Genomic DNA, 20,875 nt, shown 5'->3' on the forward strand with positions numbered 1-20,875 from the left:
ATATGACTTAGTGAGAGTGAAAAATGGAAGGAGGGTATGCATAGGAATGCTAAGTGAGCGCTTAGCGGCTATTCCTTTCCCTTTTTTGATGAATGAGGGTTTTCCTGTGCTAATGCTATATGAAACGTGCAAGAATTATTTATAATCCGACTTCTGGTCGGGAGTTATTTAAGAAAAACTTACCAGAAGTACTACAAAAATTAGAACAAGCAGGGTATGAAGCATCATGTCATGCGACGACGGGTCCTGGAGATGCGACTGTAGCGGCGAGGCAAGCGGCAGAGCGTAAGTTTGACGTTGTAATCGCAGCAGGCGGTGACGGTACATTAAATGAAGTGGTAAATGGGTTAGTTGGAAATGAACATCGCCCAAAGTTTGGGATTATTCCAGTTGGAACAACGAACGACTTTGCTCGTGCGATTGGTGTACCTCGTTCCATTGAAGAAGCTGTTGATATCATTTGTGCTGGCCAAACGGTACCTCTTGATCTTGGAAGAGCGAATGATACATACTTTATTAATATTGCAGGCGGTGGCCGCATAACTGAATTAACATATGAAGTACCAAGTAAGTTAAAAACAGTACTTGGACAACTTGCGTATTATTTAAAAGGGATTGAAATGTTACCATCCTTACATCCAACATATGTAGAAATTGAATATGATGGAAAATTACTGCAAGAAGAAATTACAATGTTTTTAATTACAAATACACGATCAGTCGGTGGCTTTGAAAAAGTAGCGCCATATGCTTCTATTAATGATGGTTTGTTTGATCTGTTAATATTGAAAAAAGGATCAATTGCCGACTTAATTAAAGCAGCGACACAAGCGCAGCGCGGTGAGCATATCAATAATCCGAAAGTGTTATATACACAAGCGAATCGAATTAAAGTACATTCAACAGAAAAATTAATGATTAATTTAGATGGTGAATACGGCGGTGATGCACCGATGGAGTTTGAAAATGTGTATCACTGTTTGGAATTGTTTATTCCAGAACAGCAGGAAACTACCTTGTAAGAGGTAGTTTTTTTGTGAAGAAGGGAAAATAAATATAAATTGAAAAAACGATATAAAAACCTCCTTTTTTAGATGGGCGAGAGCATCTGGCCGCGCATAGAGGCGGTCAGGGCCTTTTTCTGCCACGTGCCATGTTTAAAGCAAAGAGAGGAAGCGAGAGCAGATCATGTTGTGTTTTGCATAGCAACGATTTATATAGAGAAACCTTTTAAATAAGTCATTAAAGACTCGTGATAAGTCTTTAATGACTTATTTTTGTGTCAAAACGCACGGAAACATAAGAGAACCGTGCATTTATAAGTTGGCACACATTTTGCATTATAAAAGGCAAATGACTAAAAGAGGTGGAGAATATCATGAAAACAAATTTTGCGAAAGTAAATCAAAATATTCCGGGTTCAAAAGCAGCTTCTTTATTTGAACGCCGTCAAAATATTGTACCAAGAGGAGTAAGTAATGGAATTCAAACATTTGTACAATCTGCTCAAGGAGCACTTGTGACAGATGTGGATGGAAATCAGTTTATCGACTTTGCAGGGGCAATCGGTACAATTAACGTCGGACATTGTCATCCGATTGTTACGGAAGCTCTTCATAAGCAAATCGATCAATATATTCATACAGGTTTTAACGTAATGATGTATGAGTCGTATATTGAATTGGCAGAAAAGCTAGCTGCGCTCGCACCAGGTGACTTTGATAAGCAAGTTTTGTTTTTAAATAGCGGAGCGGAAGCAGTTGAAAATGCAGTGAAAATTGCTCGAAAGTATACGAAGCGAACAGGGATTATTGCCTTTACAAAAGGGTTTCATGGCCGCACATTAATGACGATGACAATGACAAGTAAAGTAAAGCCATATAAAAATGGATTTGGTCCATTTGCACCAGAAGTGTATAAAGCTCCATTCCCTTACGAATATCGTCGACCAGCTGGATTAACAGAAGAGCAATATGAAGATTTCATTATTGAAGAGTTTAAAAATTTCTTAATTACAGAAGTTGCACCAGAAAGTATTGCTGCTGTTGTAATGGAGCCTGTACAAGGAGAAGGCGGTTTTATTATACCTGGTAAAAAATTTGTAAAAGAAGTACACCGTTTATGTGCTGAACACGGTATTTTGTTCGTTGCTGATGAAATTCAAACAGGATTTGGCCGTACGGGGAAATACTTTGCGATTGACCATTACGATGTCGTACCGGACTTAATTACGGTATCAAAATCGCTAGGGGCAGGCGTGCCAATTAGTGGTGTAATTGGCCGGAAAGAAGTAATGAATGAGGCAGCGCCAGGTGAATTAGGCGGAACGTATGCTGGAAGTCCATTAGGATGCAGCGCTGCATTAGCTGTTCTTGAAGTAATGGAGAAAGAAAATTTAAATGAAAGAGCTGTGCAGATCGGAAAAGTAGTGATGGATCGTTTTCATCAAATGGCTGGAAAATATGAATGCATTGGTGATGTTCGCGGATTAGGAGCGATGTGTGCCTTTGAATTAGTGAAAGACAAAATGACGAAAGAGCCGAATAAAGAACTAGCTGGCAAGCTTATTGCAGAAACAAATAAGAGAGGCTTACTTTTATTAACGGCAGGTACGTACGGAAATGTTGTGCGCGTTTTAATGCCGCTTGTAATTACGGATGAGCAACTTGAAGAAGGGCTTATGATTTTAGAAGAGTCGCTTCAAGCTTGTTATGGAACAGTAGATAAAGCACACGTGTAAGAGCCTCTTTCTTTTTAAGAGTATTTGACCGTACTTGAAGCTGTATTAAATCTATATTTTAAAAACTTGTTTGCCACTGTTCCCATTCTCCCTGTTATATAATGATAAGAAAGCATTATATAAATTGGACGTGTTTGCATATTAGTAACTCTGAGGTATTTCAACACAGGGTTATGAAACTTTTAAAATATTTAAACCTCAGGGAGTGACTGGGATGGTGGCGGAAAAGGAACGAGCGTTTATGGATTTGAAAGATGTATTTGAATACGCTTTTGATGAAATTTTTGTAACAGATGAGAAAGGCATTGTTGTTCGTGTAAACAGCATGTGTGAAAGACATTACCAGTTACCGGCGGAACAATTAATTGGTAAGAGCGTAAAAGAGCTGCAAAAGGACGGGATTTTTTATCCGTCGGCAACTCTTGAGGTGATTGAAAAACAGAAGCCGATTGAACTTGTGCAAACAATAAAATCGGGAGAATATTTACATGTTCGTACGCGACCAGTTTTTGATGACCAGGGCAATTTACGGAGGGTCATTAGCTATTCGCGTGATTTAACAGAGCTCTATCAATTGCGTCAGCAGGTAGAGACAATGACCGATCAATTAAAAACGTATAAAAAAGAATTACGAGAAACATATGAACATGAAGGACTTATTTTTAAAAGTGCAGCTATGGAGAGAATAGTTGGAACAATAAAAAAGGTATCTGTAGTCGATAGTACAGTTCTTGTTTTAGGAGAGACCGGAGTTGGGAAAAGCCGACTAGTACGCCATTTACATGAACTAAGCCATCGGAAAAATGAAATGTTTTATGAAATTAATTGTGCCGCTTTGCCAACGAATTTAATTGAATCCGAACTGTTTGGATATGCAGGCGGTTCTTTTACAGGCGCGCATCGTGAAGGGAAAAAAGGGATTTTAGAACTGGCTCATAAAGGAACGCTCTTTTTAGATGAAATCGGAGAAATGCCTCTTGAAATTCAAGCGAAGCTTTTACAAGTATTACAAGAAAAATCGTTTCGTGCAGTCGGAGGCAGAGAATTAAAAAAAGTAGATGTTCGCATTGTAGCTGCAACAAATAGAAACTTGCAAGAGATGGTGAAGCAGGGAACGTTTCGAAAGGATTTATATTATCGCCTTAACGTTATTCCTATTTATATTCCGCCTTTACGTGAGAGGCAGGAAGACATTTTACCACTCGTTTCGTATTACTTGCAGCATTTTAACGAGAAGTATGGGCGCAATGTGACATTATCCCCGCATGTGTTGCATGCATTTTTAGAATATCCGTGGGAAGGAAACAACCGCGAAATAGAAAATGTAATGGAACGTGTTGTCATTACTGCAGATGAGCTTGTAACAATGGACGATTTACCATTATCTATGCAAAAATCGACGATTGAGCAATCGGGGAAAAGTTTGTATGAAATGTTAGAAGAAGTAGAGCGCAGCATTATTTTAAAGGCATATAAAGTGCACGGGTCAAGCTATAAAGTAGCGGAATCGCTAAAAATTAGTCAGTCGGCAGCAACGAGAAAAATTAAAAAGTTTATTGAAGAGGAAGAAGTATCGATAAATATAAATTGAGAAAACCGACATAAAAACCGCCTTTTTTGGAGGGGGCGAGAGCAACTGGCCATGCATGGTAGCGGTTAGTGCCTTTTCCTGCCACATGCCATGTTTAAAACAAAAGGAGGAAGCGAGAGCGGGTTATGTAGTGTTTTGCGAGGTCGCGAGCATCTCATTTTTTATGTTACATAAAAAGGTATATCATAGTAAATATAAGGGAGGACGAACAAATTGGATAAAAAAGCAATGTTAGATAAGAAAGCGATGTACATAAATGGAGAGTGGATTCATTTGCATGAGCAAATTGAAATTAACAATCCTGCTACGCAATATGTGTTTGCTACTGTTCCGAAAGGCGGGGTAACAGAGGCGAAGCAAGCAGTGGATGCGGCGCATGATGCATTTAAGACTTGGTCAAAGTTAACAGCAGCAGAGCGTGCGAACAAATTGAAAAAGTGGTTTACATTAATTGATGAGCATAAAGAAGAAATTGCCGCTATTATGACAAAGGAACAAGGAAAACCGTTTGCGGAAGCACTTGGTGAAGTAAACTATGCAAATAGTTTTGTAGAATGGTATGCGGAAGAAGGAAAGCGTGTATATGGTGAAATGATCCCTGCTTCTCACCCGAATAAACGAATCCTTGTATCGAAACAACCTGTTGGTGTCATAGCAGCAATTACGCCGTGGAACTTCCCGGCAGCAATGATTACAAGAAAAGTAGCGCCTGCATTAGCGGCTGGTTGTACGGCAGTTGTAAAACCAGCAAGCCAAACGCCATTAACAGCATTAAAATTAGCTGAGCTTGCGCATGAAGCAGACATTCCAAAAGGTGTTTTAAACATTGTAACAGGCAGCGCGAAAGCAATTGCGGATACATGGATGAATGATGGACGTGTGAGAAAGGTATCCTTTACAGGATCAACGGAAATTGGTAAAGAATTAATGCGCGGTGCGGCAGAAACAATGAAAAAAGTTTCCCTAGAGTTAGGTGGCCATGCACCGTTTATTGTAATGAATGACGCGGATTTAGATAAAGCTGTCGAAGCGGTAATCGGTTCGAAATTCCGTAATGCTGGTCAAACGTGCATTTGTACAAATCGCGTGTTTGTGCAAGAAGATGTATATGAAAACTTCGTAGAGAAGTTCCAAAAAGCTGTAGGAGAATTACAGGTAGGTGACGGTTTTGCAGAAGGGACAACTGTCGGGCCGCTTATCGATCAATTAGCTGTTGAAAAAGTACAAGAACATATAGAAGATGCCATTCAAAAGGGTGGAAAGGTACTGAACGGAGGGCAAAAGGTTGCAGAATTAAATGGTCACTTTGTTCAGCCAACTGTAATCGGTGAAGCGAATGATGAGATGTTATGTATGACAGAAGAAACATTTGGGCCGCTTGCACCTGTTGCGAAATTTAAAACAGCTGAAGAAGTCATTGAGCGTGCGAATAACACGCCGTATGGCCTAGCAGCATATGTCTTTACAACGAATATTAGCCAAGCGTTTCAAATTAGTGAAGCATTGGAATACGGAATTATTGGTTTAAATGACGGTCTTCCATCGGTTGCACAAGCGCCATTTGGTGGATTTAAAGAAAGTGGTATCGGCCGTGAAGGTGGTCACTTTGGCATTGAAGAGTATATAGAAATTAAATATATTTCGTTAGGACTATAAAAAAATCGCATCAACGAAAACGTTGATGCGATTTTTTATTCTTATTAAAGTGCCCAATTCCCTTTACGGAAGATTGGTTCATGAGTACCATCTGCTGTAATACCATCGATATCTAGTTCACCAGAACCGATCATAAAGTCTACGTGTGTAATACTAGAGTTTGCACCGTTTTCTGCAAGTTCTTCTTTTGACATTGTTTTACCGCCGTCTAAGTTGAAAGCATAAGTGTTACCGATTGCTAGATGGCATGATGCATTTTCGTCAAATAATGTATTGTAGAACAAAATATTTGTATTCGAAATAGGTGAATCGTGCGGTACTAATGCAACTTCTCCTAAGAAGTGAGAACCTTCATCTGTTTCAACTAAGTGTTTTAATGTTTCTTCGCCAACTTTAGCTTTACAGTCTACAATGCGTCCATTTTCAAATGTAAGTGTGAAGTTATCAATTACATTTCCGGCATATACTAATGGTTTTTTACTTGTTACATAGCCGTTTACGCCTGTTTTTAATGGCATTGTAAATACTTCTTCAGTTGGAATGTTTGCCATGAATGGTACATTCTTTTCGTTAACGCTACCAGCACCAACCCATAAATGTTTCTCAGGAAGTTCGATTGTTAAATCTGTGCCTGGTCCTTTGTAAGATAATGCTTTATAGTGTTTATCGTTTAAATAGTGTACTTTCGTATGTAAGTTATCGTTATGTTCGTTCCATGCTTCAACAGGATTTTCTAAGTTCGCACGAGTAGCTTGGAAAATCGCATCCCATAATTTTGCGACTTGCTCTTCTTTTGGTACATCTGGGAATACTTTTGCCGCCCATTCTACTGTTGGAACAGAAATTACACACCAGCTTACTTTGTCAGCTTGCATATATTCGCGAACTGTTTTCATCGCTTCTCCAGCTGCTCGGTTTGCGCTCGCAATACGCTTTGGATCTACACCTTTTAATAAATCAGGATTTTCTGCGTAAATAGACATAAATGCTGCGCCTTCTTTTGCTAGTTCTTCACGTGCACGTGCTTTCCAAGCAGGGAATTCAGCAAACGCTTCTTCTGGTGCTAAATCAAATTTTAAGCGTGATAATTGCTCATCTACAAAGTCAACGTATACATGTTTTGCTCCAGATTCATAAGCTTTTTTTGTAACAAGACGAACGAACGGGGCAGCTTCAATTGGTGCACCAATACTTAATGTTTGTCCCGGTTGAATATTAACTCCGATATTTACCGCTAGTGAAGCGTACTTTTCTAACGTTTGCTCAAATGACATATGTATTCTCCTTTGTTTAAATATTTCTTATATCCATAATACAGGAAAATTCTGAATTTATAAATAGACCCCGATTGTAATCGAGGTCTATTTTCTTATTTAATTGCTAAGGCAAACTGCTCTACAGTCGTGTTGTTATGAATACGGACACGTTTCATGCGTAATAACTCATCTGCTTCACCTTTTGTAATAAATTGTCCAGGTTTCGTTGTTGTCGCAAATTGATAATACTTTTTCGTCTCTGCAACAACTTGATCATTTACATGGCCAAATGGATAAGCAATCGCCATAACAGGTTTTCCAGTAACTTTTTCGAGTTTCTCCTTCGAACCTTTTAACTCTGCTTCATAGTTTGTGATTTTTGGTAAATCTGCATGTGTTGCTGTATGAGATTGAACAGAAAAAATGCCGGAGTTTACCATTTCTTTTATATCAGCTGTAGATAGAGAACCTTCTGTATCGATAGAATCGGCAATCATGTACTCTGTTGCAGTTGGTTTAAATTTGTCATCTTTCAGCTTTTGTAAAATATGAAACGCGTTTAAATTGTTTTTCATCCCATCATCAAATGTAACGAAAATCGGCTTATTTACTTTGTTAATATCGTTCCAACGTTCAAAAGTTAGAAGTGTATAGCCGTTGTCTTTTAAATACTTCATTTGCGCTTCAAAGTTGGCAGGGGAGACAAATAGGTCTTTAATACCGTCGCCTTCCTTATAATCATCAATCGCATGATACATGAGAATCGGTACGTGCTGCTGAAAGGCAATTGCTGATTTTGTAAGTGGAATCGTTTTTCCGTCTTCCTTTACACCAGTTGCTTCAATTTGATATTCCCCGCGTTTTCCTTCAAACTCTTTCAGATCAAACGGTAAAGAAAAATGATTTTCTTTTTCTTTAGAAGAAAATGTTTTTACACTTTCTTTTCCATCCGCAGTGCGCCAAATTTTATATTGCACCTCTGTAAGGGGATCTTTTACATCTTTTGTATAGATAACAGTATTTGTTGATTCGTGTGTAATCGGATTCCACGAAATGGATCCTTGCGGCTGCACTTTCTCTTCTGTTTTCTTAGCTGTTTGCTGCTTGGAAGCCGTCGCTTCTTTTTTCGGTTCTGTTTGCGTCGAATTACTACAACCAGCGATGAACAGAGTAGAGAGTAGTATAGTAGAAATATATTTTTTCATAGTATAAGCATCCTTTACTCAAAGTATAAGAAGAGGCTGTTTTGTTCATAAAAACAGCCTTACAATATATAAATTCATGTTCATTTTTCCACATATCAGTCGTTGTTATGCGGCAGGAATTTGCATGTATCCCGCTATTCGTGGGCAGTAATACCCCCACCTCAAAATTTGGCGAAAGCAATGTCCAGCTCCAGTGGCTAGAATGTTTGGTGGCTTCGCTTCTTCCTACGAGGTAAAAAGCACCTCTACGTCAGAAGCTCCATCCCCCTCACATTCTGAACGAGCCACTTCCGCTTTTCTTAAGAAGTTAGGTGAGAGATAAACTGCCCGTAAAAGCCCGATTGGTGAGGGCTGATAATCAGTGGGGGATGAAGAAAACCCCCACTGATTAAAGTTTCACTTTATATCATTAATTGCGCTCTCTTACCAATGCTGTAAATTCACCCATTGTTGTTTTAGGTCCGACAAAATGGCGTTTAATTAAATATTGCTCGTTCGGTGAACCTTTTGTCAGATGATTGCCATGATCTGTTGTTACGGCAAATTCGTAGTATTTTTTTGTTTCTGCAACAGCTTGATCGTTATAAGAACCTACTGGATACGCAAGAGCAATGATTTTCTGACCAGTAAGATTTTGAATTTTCTCTTTTGAAACGCGTAATTCTTCATCGTAATTGTTTGAAAAGGCCATCATCGCATGAGTAGATGTGTGCGATTGGATAGAGAAAATACCGGAATCAACCATCTGTTTAATTTCATCTTTGGAAAGACGATTTGGTGCATCAATATCATTGGCAACGATAAACTCTGTCGCTGCTGGCTGGAATTTATCATCTTTTAAACCTTGTAAAATTCTAAGGGCATTCATATTATTCTTTCGCCCGTCATCTAACGTGATAAAGACAGGCTTATTAACACGATTGATATCACCCCAACGTTCAAAAGTCAGCAATGTATACCCGTTATCTTTTAAGTATTTCATATGTGATTCGAACTGTTCTGGCGGTACATACAAACCTAACTCACCGTCACCCGGTCCAGAGTATTTTTCAATTGCATGATACATTAGAATTGGTACAGATTGTTGGAATGTAATTGTAGATTTCGCAAGAGGTACTTGTGAGCCATCTTCTTTTAATCCCGTTGTTTCAATTTGATACTCTCCGCGTTTCAAATTGAAAGCTTTTAAGTGGAATGGGAAAGCAAAATTATGTTCTTTTTCCTTTGAGGAAAATGTTTGTTTGCTTTCAGGGCCATCAGCAGTGCGCCAAACGTGGTATTGTACTTCTGTAAACGCATCCTTTAAATTGTTCATATAGAGCACAGTGTTTTTTGCATCAGGTGCAAAAGGCTCCCATGTTACATTCCCTTGTGTTAAAGGAACGTCGACTGTTTTCGCTTCAACTTTCTTCGTTTCTTTTTGCTTCTCGGCAGCTGCCTCTTTTTTCTGTTTATCACTAGTTACACTAGTGTTACAGCCTACGAGAATAGTAGAAGAAAGTAAAGCCAATAGTGCGTATTTCTTCATCATATCCATCCTTCTATTGTGTATTATATCCTTGTTAATCATATCACTCTCAAATGGAGAGGGGAATATCCTTTTTTGGATAATTACGGCAAGGATACTGAATTTTTGTGATTTATTAGGGGGATGTTTTTATATCAGTTAAAAAATAGCATAAAAGATTCTTTCTGTTTAAGGGGGGGAGCTGTCCTACATAGTAGTAACTATATGTAGAAAAATGGAATCAAAATTTCTCTGTTTGCCATCTCGTTAATTACATAAGGAGATCAGCAAACGTCATTGTTATGAATTTGGAGTTTTGTTCATATATTGCATACAATATAAACCCAATATAGTAACTTAAATTAAACATTGCAAGCATAACGTGTTGATAAGTCTTAACGGCCCCAGCTGCAAATATAGCCCCTGCAAGAGGTGCAAATATCCCGATTTTCCAAAAGATATTTGCTGAGCCGCCTATTTCTAATGTAGCTTCATTCCATACAGTTAGAAGAGCAAAAGGTACACATGATAGAGATAATATAGCCCACTTGTTCAAAGCACCACCTCTTTTCAATTTTTTTATATGAATAGAATGTTAACCATATCTATAAGGTTATTATATATACCAAAAATTTTTTTAGGCAAATGCTGATTGGTTCTATTGCAAAGTTTCACCATAAAAGAACATCCGCAGCGAAAACCAAAAAGAGCAAACAAGTGCAGGTTCCTTTTTTCATAGTAGCAATCTATATGTAAAAAAAAAATTTGGATTTATATATATGTTTTGTGAAGAAAATAAAAAATAGCTTCCTATTTTAAAAATAGGAAGCTATTCACACAGTTAAATAAATAACCCTGCAATTGTCGCAGATAAAATAGAAGCTAATGTGGAAGCGCAAAGGAGTTTCCAACCAAAGCGTGATACAACGCTCCCTTGTTTTTCAGATAGAGCACGAATTGTACCAACGATTGCGCCGATTTGGCTAATGCTTGCGAAGCTAATTAAGAATACTGTCACAATCCCAACTGTGCGCGGGGATAATGTTGTCATGATTTTCTTTAAATCTAAAATCGCAACAAATTCGTTTAATGCAATCTTTGTTCCCATAATACCGCCAGCAGAAATAACATCATGTGCTGGAATTCCCATTAAGAACGCAAATGGTGAAAGAATGTAACCGAAGATTTGTTGTAGTGTAATTTTATAACCAATCGCACCTGAAGCAGAAGAGATTACGAAGTTTACAACTTCCATTACACCAATGAAAGCAATCATTAATGCCGCAACAATTCCAGCTACTTTTAAACCGTCTAATGCACCGTTAATCATTGCATCGATTAAGCTGTTGCCAAACATATTTTTATCGAACTTTTGGAGCTTTTCATCTTCTTGAAGCGTATCAACTGGTGTTAATAATGAACAAACGATAAGACTAGAGAATAAGTTTAGCGGCAAGGCTACTAATACGTATTTTGTATCTAACATCATTACATAAGATGCTGTGACAGAAGCTGATACAGAACTCATTGCCGAACAGCAAATGATAAACATACGGTTTGCATTAAAATGCTGCAAATCATTTTTAATAACAAGTAATGCTTCACTTGATCCAAAGAAGACCGAGTTTACAGCGTGGAACGATTCCACACGCGGTAAACCTGTAATTTTTGAAATCGCACCGCCAACAACGCGAACGATAAAAGGTAAAACACCGAGATAACTAAAAATAGAAAGTAGTGCAGAGAAAAAGACGATAATTAATAATACATTAAAGAAAAAGACAAAATCTTTATGAATGCCGTTAAATAAAAAGTCTACACCTGTCGTACCAAGTTTAATTAATTTATTGAAGGCTTGACCGATGAAAACGATGATTTGCTGACCAGTCTTTGTTCCAAATACAAACCAACCAATTAAAATTTGGAAAACAAGCATAATAATAATAGCGCGGAAATTCACTTTTGCTCTGTTGGTAGAGAAAGCAAAACAAATTCCTAATACGGCAAGAATGCCGATAATACTCATTACATAGTGCACAAAATTTGCTCCTTTCAGATGCTGTTAAGTAAATAGATGAGTTATCCTCAAAGGTTCTAAGTCATACGTACGATGTCTGACCTTTAAAATAAAATAAAAAAAAGACCCATACAGATCGACTTTCTTCTATGCGAGAAAGCTAATCAATATGAGTCTTTATATATATAATAAAAAAGCTAATATTCATTAGTTTTCCCCATAGTCCAGCAATTTCCGGTTGCCAGGTAGAGACTCTCGATCCATATCATCAAGTATATATGAGGTAACACCATCCGTATGCAATTAGTAGTAGCGTATCATTTATAAAGAATTGTCGTCAATAGATTTTTTCTTCCAATGGCTAAAGAGCGAGGGAATATGGTAAAATGTAACGCAGTGTTATGAAAAAAGAGAGGTCGGAAAATGGTTAACAAAATGACGCCACCAGTTGAAAAAAACGAGTTTATAGATGTAGTGTTTGAAGATTTAACACATGACGGTGCCGGTGTTGCGAAAGTAGAAGGCTATCCTATTTTCGTCAAAAACGGATTACCAGGTGAAGAAGCGCAAATTAAAATCATTAAAGTGAAAAAGAACTTTGCCTTTGGTCGTTTAATGAAGCTTCATAAAGAAAGCCCATATCGCAAAGACGCAGAATGCCCAGTATATAATCAGTGCGGCGGTTGTCAGCTTCAGCATTTAACATATGAAGGACAACTACAAGCAAAGGAAAAACAAGTGCAAGGCGTAATGCAGCGCATCGGCGGACTACATGATGTACCGGTTCACCCTGTTCTTGGCATGGAACATCCATGGGTATATCGAAACAAAGCACAAGTACCAATTGGCGAACGTGAAGGCGGACTTGTCGCTGGATTTTACCGCCAAGGAACGCATGACATCATCAATATGGAAACATGTTTAATCCAAGCGGAAGAAAACGATACATTAATTCAAGAAGTAAAACGCATTTGTGAAAAGCACGGCATAACAGCGTACAACGAAGAACGCCACAAAGGCACGCTTCGTCACGTCATGGCTCGCTACGGACAAGTTACAGGGGAAATCATGCTTGTCTTTATCACACGCACGGCAGAACTTCCAAACAAACAAGCAATCATCGAAGAAATCACGGCGAAGTTCCCAAGCGTAAAATCAATCGTCCAAAACGTAAACAACAAGCGTACAAACGTCATTTTTGGCGATACAACAACAGTCCTGCACGGATCAGAATATATTTATGACTTGATTGGCGATATTAAATTTGCCATTTCAGCACGTTCATTCTATCAAGTAAACCCGGCGCAAACGAAAGTGCTATATGACAAAGCGCTAGAGTACGCAAAACTAGATGGAAACGAAACAGTCATCGACGCATATTGCGGCATCGGAACAATCTCCTTATTCCTAGCGCAAAAAGCAAAGAAAGTATACGGCGTTGAAATCGTCCCAGAAGCAATCGAAGACGCAAACCGAAACGCAGAACTAAACAACATGACAAACGTCGAATTTGGCGTAGGAGAAGCAGAAGTAGTCATCCCAAACTGGTACAAACAAGGCATCATCGCCGACACAATCGTTGTCGACCCGCCTCGTAAAGGCTGCGATGAAGCATTACTAAACACAATTATCGACATGAAGCCAAAGCGTGTTGTATACGTATCATGTAACCCAGCGACACTTGCTCGTGATTTGAAAGTGCTTGAAGAAGGTGGGTATAAGACGCAGGAAGTTCAGCCTGTTGATATGTTCCCGCATACTACGCATGTGGAGTGTGTGGCTTGGTTAGAGTTAGTATAATTAGGAAAGCAGTTGATATAGAAAAGATCTATAACATCTGCTTTTTTGTTTATAAAAATACCATTCAGGAACGATTTTAGTTAAAATAAACATTGCCGATTTTCACAACGAGAGGATTTGAGTTTGAAATGATAGATAATTTTTGGCGTGATTTACCACGACCATTTTTTGTACTTGCACCAATGGAAGATGTGACAGATGTTGTTTTTCGTCACGTAGTAAGTGAAGCCGGTCGACCGGATGTATTTTTCACAGAGTTTACAAACTCGGATAGCTATTGTCATCCAGAGGGTATGAAAAGTGTGCGTGGCCGTTTGATTTTTACAGAAGATGAACAGCCAATAGTGGCACATATTTGGGGGGATAATCCCGAATATTTCCGTCAAATGAGTATTGGCATGGCAGAGCTAGGATTTAAAGGCATCGATATTAATATGGGCTGCCCTGTACCGAATGTGGCATCGAGAGGGAAAGGTAGTGGCCTTATTCTGCGTCCAGACGTTGCGGCAGAACTTATTCAAGCAGCAAAAGCGGGCGGACTGCCTGTCAGCGTGAAAACACGACTTGGCTTTAAAGAGTTAAATGAGTGGGAGGATTGGTTAACGCATATTTTAAAACAGGATATTGCGAACCTTTCTATTCATTTACGTACAAGAGAAGAAATGAGCCAGGTAGATGCGCATTGGGAGCTAATTCCGGAGATCAAAAAATTACGTGACCGTATCGCACCAAATACGCTACTAACAATCAATGGAGACATCCCTGATCGTCAAACTGGAATGGAACTTGCTGAAAAGTACGGTATTGATGGCGTTATGATCGGACGAGGTATCTTTAAAAATCCGTTTGCTTTTGAAAAAGAGCCGAGAGAGCATAGCAGTAAAGAACACCTTGATCTTTTAAGACTACAGCTTGATCTTCAAGATCAATATGCGGAAGTACTGCCACGTTCAATCACAGGGCTTCATCGCTTTTTCAAAATTTATGTAAAAGGATTCCATGGAGCTGCTGAATTAAGAAATCAATTGATGAACACGAAATCAACAGATGAAGTGCGTGCATTGCTTGATAAATTTGAAAAAGACGGGGACAGTGAAATGATGTAACTCTCAAAAAGTTAGAGGGAACTGAATTACATCGAATCATGTGTACTTATTTTATTCAGTCAGCCGACAACTTTTGTTTTGAGAAAGTCTGTTTTCTGAAAGAAGAAGGTCTTAAGAATGTAATAAAACCACCAGTACCTACACTCTGGATATGTGGAGTGTGTGGCCTGGTTGAGTTTAAAATAAGCGTAGATCTGGAAAAGAACAGTGTATTTGAGAAATCAAAGCACTGTTTTTTTCTTTTAGTTAATGTTATGAGAGAAATCTTTTTATAGGCATACAACAAACACGTAAGCGATCCATAGATACAATGATGAAGAAAAGGTCGGGTAAGACTACAAAACCTACCTCTAAAATGTTAAAGTATTAATTTAACGACATTAATTTATACATGCTAAAAGCATTATTATATTTAACATTTCAGGAGGAAAAACAATGGCAATGAGCAACAATGATATATTAAAAAGAGTAAGATATGCTATGGATATAAAAGATATAGATATGGTCGAAATATTTAAACTTGGTGGTATGGAAGTAACGAAAGAAGAAGTAGTTGATATGCTTACAAAAGTAAAGAAAAGTCCACAACATGAAGCTGAAAATGCTGATGTAGTCGAAGATGATTACGTATTAACATGCGATATGATGATGTTAGAGTCGTTTTTAAATGGATTTATTACTTTAAAAAGAGGAAAGCAAGATCCGAAACCAGGGCAACCAGCTGAACAAGCGATGCCTTTACAGAGTAATGAAAGTGCCAATAACCTTCTTTTAAAGAAAATGAAAATAGCACTATCATTAACGAGTGAGGATGTACTAGATATATTAGATAGCGTAGGAGTTAAGGTGACAAAAGGAGAGTTAGGCGCTCTATTAAGAAAGAAAGGCCATAAAAATTACAAAGAGTGCGGCGATAGATACGCAAGGAATTTTGTAAAGGGATTAGCTGTAAAGTATAGAGGCTAATGAATAAGCTTTGTAACATTTATGTTGAAACAGTAAATGATATAATAGATAGAGTAGGATGTTTGTAGCCTACTCTTTTTTATTTGTAAAAATATAATGAACAAATACGCTAGGTGATGAAATGATACATACATATTTAGGTGAGACAATTAATTTTCATATAAATTATAAGAAGAAAAAATCAGTACGTCTTTATGTAGATTCTTATGGAAATGTTGAGGTGCAAGCTCCGAAAGGTACACCTGTTGAATATATAATTCAGCTGTTAGAGGAGAAATGGGATTGGATTCATAAAACACGTAAGGAAATGCAGGAGCGAGTGCTTGGACCACAGGAAAAGGCTTATGATCAAGGAGAGGGCTTTCTGTATTTAGGAAACACGTATCCGATACAGATTTCTCAAGATGCAAGCATTGAGCAGGACAAGGCTGTATTTGAAGGAGGTAAGCTGCATATATATGTGAAAGAGCTTGAAGATGAGAAAATAAAACAAGCTTTAAAACGATTTTATTATAAGCAGTGTAAAGTGTTAGTAGAGAAGAGTATCAAATCCTATCAAAGTAACTTTAAAACAAAGCCGCGTTCCATTCGTATTACAGATAGTAGCCGTACATGGGGAACTTGTGATTCAAATCTACAGTTAACGTTTAATTGGAAGCTAGCAATGGCACCACAGCAGGTAATTGACTATGTAGTCGTTCATGAAATGTGCCATATGGTTCATTTAAATCATGATCGATCTTTTTGGCGTCTTGTCGGGAAGATAATGCCTGATTATAAGGAAATGGAAAACTGGTTAGCGTTATCAAGTTGGAAGATGACTGTTTAGCATGTTATGTTATTATCATTTTAAACAATATAATGTCTAAGAAGAAAGGGGATATTATGGACACTTATAGAGAGCTATTTTTAATGCAGCAAACTTACGGAACACTTTTTTCTCTTGCAAATAAGCTTCAGGTACAAGGCGATAAATACTATGACAAATTAACATCGCGACAGTATATGACAATGATCGCAATAGCTCATTTGCCGGAAGATGAAACAACAATTAACAATATTGCTAAAAAGTTAGGTACCACGAAACAGAGTGTGAAACAGCTGATAACGATTATAGAAAATAAAGGATATGTTACGACTGTGCCAAGTCAAAAGGATAAACGGGCTGTTAATGTTAAAATTACGGAGGCTGGAAAACAAGTAGCAGTGGAATGTGCTGAAGGTGGAATTAATTTTTTTCTAGATCTTTTTGAAGATTTCAAAACTGAAGAAATGGAAATATTGTGGCGGTTATTGAAGAGACTGTATTCTTTTGACGGTGAGGAGCAAGATGGCTTTGAAGAAGAAGTTGAATTAGAAATGGGTGAAGATGTGAAGGACGTGGAGGCGAGACTATTAAAGGAATTTGAAAGACGAAGAAGCCATTCTAGAAATGAGAAAAGATAAAAACATAGTAAAGAAACGAAGAAGTCATAATTAAGTTTATGGCTTTTTAATTTTGTTAAATTTAAGTTCGTTTTGATTTTCCTACATTCAACTCCTGCTATTTGCGGGTAGTAATGCTCCCGCCTAAAAAGAAACGGATGTTGGTTTTCCAATTGGTATTTATAATAGGTGACGGCATCCGTCTTAAAAAAGACAGTATATTGACCAATAAAGATTATTGTGATATCGTTCATTTAGACATTATATTGTCTAAATGAGGGGGATGGAAAAATGAACAGTATTGTTACGGTTGAAAAACTAGAAAAAAATTATCATGAGAAAAAAGCTGTTGATGGCATCAATTTTGTAGTTAATAAGGGGGAAATCCTTGGATTATTAGGTCCGAATGGAGCAGGGAAAAGTACAACGATAAATATTTTGGCTACTGTATTAGCAGCTGATAATGGCGAAATAACGATTTTGGGGCATGACTTAAGAAAAGATGTAAAACCGATAAAACAGGGGATTGGAATTGTTCCTCAGGATTTAGCAATTTATGAAGAAATTTCTGCCGAGAAAAATGTACGTTTTTTTGCAAGTCTTTATAAAGTAAAAGGAAAACAACTAGATAGTATAGTCAAGGAGGCTTTGGAACTAGTAGGGCTTTATGATAAAAAAGACGATAAGCCCAAGACCTTTTCAGGCGGTATGAAACGAAGATTAAATATTGCTTGTGCAATTGCCCATCAGCCACAACTTATTATCATGGATGAGCCGACAGTGGGTATTGATCCTCAATCAAGAAATCATATTTTAGAATCAATTAAAACATTGAAAAATAGAGGCGCAACGGTTATCTATTCCACACACTACATGGAAGAAGTGGAAGCAATTTGTGATCGAATTATTATTATGAACGAGGGAAAGATTATTGCAGAGGGGACAAAAGAAGAATTAAACCAAAAAGTGAGTGATGAAATTACTTATTATTTTTGTGTTAAAAATTTAAATAGATTAAGTGAACAGCAGTTGTATGAAATGAATGGGATAACAAAGGTTAAATTACTTGAGAATATGCTTGAGATAACTGCTGAAAAATCCAATGATAATCTAAATAGCATTATATCTTTAATGTTGGCAAGTGGTTGTGAAATTGAAAGCATGAGTAGTAAAGAGGCATCTTTAGAAACTACTTTCTTAGAATTGACAGGAAGAAGTTTAAGGGATTAGGGGGATACATAGATGAACTTTATAAAAATAATAAAATTTGATTTTATGAATATCCTTAGAAATCCAGCATTGTTAATTACCAATACGATATTCCCATTTATACTCATAGGAGTTATGGGGTTCGCAACAAAAGGTGGCTATGGCTCAGGGCCGATAAGTTCCTATGATTATTACGGAGTCACGATGATGATTTTTACCGCATTATTGATTGCCATGACAGCTACGAATACGTTTATGGAAGAAAAGGTTAAGATGGGGAATACCCGCATTACATATGCACCAGTTTCTAAAACAGAAATATATTTATCCAAATTAATCTCTACTTATATGTTAGGCACTATTTCATACAGTGTCATATTGTTTGTAGGTCAATATCTCCTTCACATTAATTTTGGGCAGGAAAACTTTCTATACATCATGCTGTTAATGAATATGCTGACACTATTTGGCTGTTCTCTCGGCACAATGTTCTGTAGTATTTTCAAAAATGAAGGAGTTGCAAATTCAGTCATGCAAATTCCAATATTAGTGTTTGTCTTTTTTGGTGGCAGCTTTTTTCCTATAGCAAGTCTCGGAAAAATCGTAGAGAAAATATCCTATATATCGCCAATAAAGTGGGTTACAGAATGTGCCTTTAAGGTTATTTATGACCATGACTTCAGCACGTATATACCTACTCTTTCCTTTTTGCTGTTTGCTTCGATCGTTTGCATGATAGTATGTCAAATAACTTTTAAGCCGGAGGAGTATGTATGATGAATGTAATTCACATATTTAAAAATAATTTTAATAGGATTTTAGCCCAAAAAGTGGTGATCATAGTGGCATTTATAGTTATCCCAATTATGATTGGACTTGCAGTATTTTTTACGGAAAAAACAGATATAAAGGGCAACATAGCTTTTATTTCAAATAATGAACAGAGCATTCCAAAAGATAATAGGATTAAAATTGAGGTAATCAATAAAAAACCAGCCATTTCAGAGCTTCTTTCGGGAAAGTATATTGCCATTGTGGAAGAGAAAAATAATGGCAACTATGATATAACAACTTTAAAAAACAAAAATGATGAAAAAATTATAGAAACCTTTTTTAAAACAGGTGAAATTTCAGAAAACAAGCAAGTAGAAAACAAGAAAAGAGGTGTTGGAACAAACGTTTTAGGATTTATTTTAATGATCCTTTTCATGCAAGGTGTTGCATTGATAACCCTTTATACAGAGGACAGGGATAAAAAAATCTTCAAACGTGTATTAACGGCGCCGGTAAGTGAAAGGCAATATATTTTTGCACATGGGATTTTTACATTCTTATGGCTTTATATACCGTCATATTTAGCGCTCATTATCACAAAGGTTGCTTTTAATGTAGACATCGGATTTAGTTATGGAATGTTGGCGATATTAATAGGAATTCTTTGTGCCCTCGCAACGGCATTAGCTTTATTCATTGCAACAATTATTGAACATAACTACTCTGTAGTGGCCAGTGGAATTTATGTTATAACTTGTATATTATCAGGCTGCTATATTTCTTTTACAGGGGAAAATACAGTTTTAAATAAGATTTGTAACGTTTTACCACAAAAATCATACATGACGTTGGCTCAAGGAATAGAAAATGGACATGACCTATTAGAGTTTAAAGGACAGCTTATATATTTACTTACTTGGATTGTTGTACTTTGGCTCTTTGGGAGTATGATTACTAAAAGGAAAATGAAGCAAGGGATGTATTAACTTTAAATGATTTATAAATCGTAACTACGCAGTTACTTTATGAAAAAAAGGCAGAAAAGCATTTTTTAAAATGAGCGAGAGGGACGGCGATGCATAGGAGCGGTCAGTGCCTTTTCCTGCCACGTGCAAGGTTTGAAAATAAAAGTAGACAATACGTGCAGGCTCCTGCCCGGTTTGCATGACAGCAGTCTATATGCCAAAAAATGAATTTATAAGTAATAGAGAGACACATCTTCACTAGAATCATACCCTTTTCTAAATTTCTAAAAGGTATAGCTGAGTAGTTACTATAAATCAATTGTAATGAAGAGTGCCATTAACAATTATATACGGAAGTCTTTACAAACAGCGGTAAAGATTGTTCCAAAAGAATTTCATAATACGCTCGTGGTATAAGCCGTTATATATAACCAAAAGCTTCCTCATCATAACGAGGAAGCTTTTGGTAAGCATATATCCACCTTTTTTCCCTTTCCAATTTCGGAATGTACTTCTAATGTAGCTCCATGGAGAGTAGCGATTTGTTTAGCGATGCTCATGCCAAGGCCGACTCCTTCTGTTTGTTCATCTGCATTTTTTAGATCAGTTGAAGTGTTAAAAGCCGAAACAAGAACACATCCAGATATTAGGGAGTAAG

At 37.3% G+C, this 20,875-nt stretch carries 18 protein-coding genes and 1 riboswitch; of the genes, 12 read left to right on the forward strand and 6 right to left on the reverse strand.

Annotated elements, in window-relative coordinates; all coding sequences use genetic code 11:
- Window positions 1-119: 119 nt before the first annotated feature.
- From Q9306_RS15860 to Q9306_RS15875, 4 genes are all read left to right on the forward strand, one after another.
- Window positions 120-1,022 (forward strand): diacylglycerol kinase, encoded by a 903-nt coding sequence (locus Q9306_RS15860; protein ID WP_306200216.1) that lies wholly within the window; start codon window positions 120-122, stop codon window positions 1,020-1,022.
- Window positions 1,023-1,378: 356 nt separating this feature from the next.
- The gene (gene gabT / locus Q9306_RS15865; RefSeq protein ID WP_306200218.1) at window positions 1,379-2,740 is read left to right on the forward strand and encodes a 4-aminobutyrate--2-oxoglutarate transaminase; all 1,362 of its coding nucleotides are present in this window, start codon (window positions 1,379-1,381) and stop codon (window positions 2,738-2,740) included.
- 214 nt (window positions 2,741-2,954) lie between these two features.
- On the forward strand, window positions 2,955-4,331 hold the full coding sequence (locus tag Q9306_RS15870; RefSeq protein ID WP_306200220.1) for a sigma-54 interaction domain-containing protein: 1,377 nt from the start codon (window positions 2,955-2,957) through the stop codon (window positions 4,329-4,331).
- 246 nt (window positions 4,332-4,577) lie between these two features.
- Window positions 4,578-5,987, forward strand: coding sequence for an NAD-dependent succinate-semialdehyde dehydrogenase (locus Q9306_RS15875; RefSeq protein ID WP_371932391.1), 1,410 nt, complete (start codon window positions 4,578-4,580; stop codon window positions 5,985-5,987).
- A gap of 44 nt (window positions 5,988-6,031) precedes the next feature.
- Here Q9306_RS15875 and Q9306_RS15880 read toward each other — a convergent pair whose 3' ends face one another.
- The 5 genes from Q9306_RS15880 to Q9306_RS15900 form a co-directional block, all read right to left on the reverse strand.
- On the reverse strand, window positions 6,032-7,261 hold the full coding sequence (locus Q9306_RS15880; protein WP_306200224.1) for an aminopeptidase: 1,230 nt from the start codon (window positions 7,259-7,261) through the stop codon (window positions 6,032-6,034).
- A 95-nt stretch (window positions 7,262-7,356) separates the two neighbouring features.
- Window positions 7,357-8,448, reverse strand: coding sequence for a polysaccharide deacetylase family protein (locus tag Q9306_RS15885; RefSeq protein WP_306200227.1), 1,092 nt, complete (start codon window positions 8,446-8,448; stop codon window positions 7,357-7,359).
- Between the two features lie 409 nt (window positions 8,449-8,857).
- Complete coding sequence (locus Q9306_RS15890; RefSeq protein WP_306200276.1) at window positions 8,858-9,976, reverse strand: polysaccharide deacetylase family protein; 1,119 nt, start codon at window positions 9,974-9,976, stop codon at window positions 8,858-8,860.
- A 250-nt stretch (window positions 9,977-10,226) separates the two neighbouring features.
- Window positions 10,227-10,511, reverse strand: a complete 285-nt coding sequence (locus Q9306_RS15895; RefSeq protein ID WP_306200229.1) for a hypothetical protein — start codon at window positions 10,509-10,511, stop codon at window positions 10,227-10,229.
- A 285-nt stretch (window positions 10,512-10,796) separates the two neighbouring features.
- Complete coding sequence (locus tag Q9306_RS15900) at window positions 10,797-11,993, reverse strand: NupC/NupG family nucleoside CNT transporter (RefSeq protein WP_306200231.1); 1,197 nt, start codon at window positions 11,991-11,993, stop codon at window positions 10,797-10,799.
- Between the two features lie 179 nt (window positions 11,994-12,172).
- A riboswitch (purine riboswitch) is annotated at window positions 12,173-12,274 on the reverse strand.
- 121 nt (window positions 12,275-12,395) lie between these two features.
- On the opposite strand from Q9306_RS15900, the gene rlmD reads away from it, so the two are divergent.
- From rlmD to Q9306_RS15940, 8 genes are all read left to right on the forward strand, one after another.
- Window positions 12,396-13,772 (forward strand): 23S rRNA (uracil(1939)-C(5))-methyltransferase RlmD, encoded by a 1,377-nt coding sequence (gene rlmD, locus Q9306_RS15905; protein WP_306200233.1) that lies wholly within the window; start codon window positions 12,396-12,398, stop codon window positions 13,770-13,772.
- Between the two features lie 128 nt (window positions 13,773-13,900).
- Complete coding sequence (locus Q9306_RS15910; RefSeq protein WP_306200235.1) at window positions 13,901-14,878, forward strand: tRNA dihydrouridine synthase; 978 nt, start codon at window positions 13,901-13,903, stop codon at window positions 14,876-14,878.
- 435 nt (window positions 14,879-15,313) lie between these two features.
- Window positions 15,314-15,844 (forward strand): YehS family protein, encoded by a 531-nt coding sequence (locus Q9306_RS15915; protein ID WP_306200237.1) that lies wholly within the window; start codon window positions 15,314-15,316, stop codon window positions 15,842-15,844.
- Window positions 15,845-15,965: 121 nt separating this feature from the next.
- Window positions 15,966-16,673: a M48 family metallopeptidase gene (locus Q9306_RS15920; protein ID WP_306200239.1), complete on the forward strand. Its 708-nt coding sequence runs from the start codon at window positions 15,966-15,968 to the stop codon at window positions 16,671-16,673.
- Window positions 16,674-16,729: 56 nt separating this feature from the next.
- Window positions 16,730-17,290, forward strand: a complete 561-nt coding sequence (locus Q9306_RS15925; RefSeq protein WP_306200242.1) for a MarR family winged helix-turn-helix transcriptional regulator — start codon at window positions 16,730-16,732, stop codon at window positions 17,288-17,290.
- A 270-nt stretch (window positions 17,291-17,560) separates the two neighbouring features.
- Window positions 17,561-18,499, forward strand: coding sequence for an ABC transporter ATP-binding protein (locus Q9306_RS15930; RefSeq protein ID WP_306200244.1), 939 nt, complete (start codon window positions 17,561-17,563; stop codon window positions 18,497-18,499).
- Window positions 18,500-18,511: 12 nt separating this feature from the next.
- Window positions 18,512-19,255 carry an ABC transporter permease gene (locus tag Q9306_RS15935; RefSeq protein WP_306200247.1) on the forward strand — a complete coding sequence of 248 codons (744 nt, stop codon included), beginning with the start codon at window positions 18,512-18,514 and terminating at the stop codon, window positions 19,253-19,255.
- Window positions 19,252-20,238: an ABC transporter permease gene (locus tag Q9306_RS15940; protein WP_306200249.1), complete on the forward strand. Its 987-nt coding sequence runs from the start codon at window positions 19,252-19,254 to the stop codon at window positions 20,236-20,238. Before Q9306_RS15935 ends, Q9306_RS15940 begins: the two co-directional genes overlap by 4 nt.
- 425 nt (window positions 20,239-20,663) lie before the next feature.
- Here the strand turns inward: Q9306_RS15940 and Q9306_RS15945 are convergent, their stop codons facing one another.
- Window positions 20,664-20,864 carry an ATP-binding protein gene (locus tag Q9306_RS15945; RefSeq protein ID WP_306200278.1) on the reverse strand — a complete coding sequence of 67 codons (201 nt, stop codon included), beginning with the start codon at window positions 20,862-20,864 and terminating at the stop codon, window positions 20,664-20,666.
- Between the last annotated feature and the right edge of the window lie 11 nt (window positions 20,865-20,875).

The sequence above is a fragment of the Bacillus multifaciens genome (assembly GCF_030756675.1).
GTDB classification, from domain to species: Bacteria; Bacillota; Bacilli; order Bacillales; family Bacillaceae_G; genus Bacillus_A; species Bacillus_A multifaciens.

Coding starts and splice junctions, on each gene's coding strand:
- Q9306_RS15860 (WP_306200216.1), top strand. CDS start 120: ATGAAACGTGCAAGAATTATTTATAATCCGACTTCTGGTCGGGAGTTA.
- gabT (WP_306200218.1), top strand. CDS start 1,379: ATGAAAACAAATTTTGCGAAAGTAAATCAAAATATTCCGGGTTCAAAA.
- Q9306_RS15870 (WP_306200220.1), top strand. CDS start 2,955: ATGGTGGCGGAAAAGGAACGAGCGTTTATGGATTTGAAAGATGTATTT.
- Q9306_RS15875 (WP_371932391.1), top strand. CDS start 4,578: ATGTACATAAATGGAGAGTGGATTCATTTGCATGAGCAAATTGAAATT.
- Q9306_RS15880 (WP_306200224.1), bottom strand. CDS start 7,261: ATGTCATTTGAGCAAACGTTAGAAAAGTACGCTTCACTAGCGGTAAAT.
- Q9306_RS15885 (WP_306200227.1), bottom strand. CDS start 8,448: ATGAAAAAATATATTTCTACTATACTACTCTCTACTCTGTTCATCGCT.
- Q9306_RS15890 (WP_306200276.1), bottom strand. CDS start 9,976: ATGAAGAAATACGCACTATTGGCTTTACTTTCTTCTACTATTCTCGTA.
- rlmD (WP_306200233.1), top strand. CDS start 12,396: ATGGTTAACAAAATGACGCCACCAGTTGAAAAAAACGAGTTTATAGAT.
- Q9306_RS15910 (WP_306200235.1), top strand. CDS start 13,901: ATGATAGATAATTTTTGGCGTGATTTACCACGACCATTTTTTGTACTT.
- Q9306_RS15915 (WP_306200237.1), top strand. CDS start 15,314: ATGGCAATGAGCAACAATGATATATTAAAAAGAGTAAGATATGCTATG.
- Q9306_RS15920 (WP_306200239.1), top strand. CDS start 15,966: ATGATACATACATATTTAGGTGAGACAATTAATTTTCATATAAATTAT.
- Q9306_RS15925 (WP_306200242.1), top strand. CDS start 16,730: ATGGACACTTATAGAGAGCTATTTTTAATGCAGCAAACTTACGGAACA.
- Q9306_RS15930 (WP_306200244.1), top strand. CDS start 17,561: ATGAACAGTATTGTTACGGTTGAAAAACTAGAAAAAAATTATCATGAG.
- Q9306_RS15935 (WP_306200247.1), top strand. CDS start 18,512: ATGAACTTTATAAAAATAATAAAATTTGATTTTATGAATATCCTTAGA.
- Q9306_RS15940 (WP_306200249.1), top strand. CDS start 19,252: ATGATGAATGTAATTCACATATTTAAAAATAATTTTAATAGGATTTTA.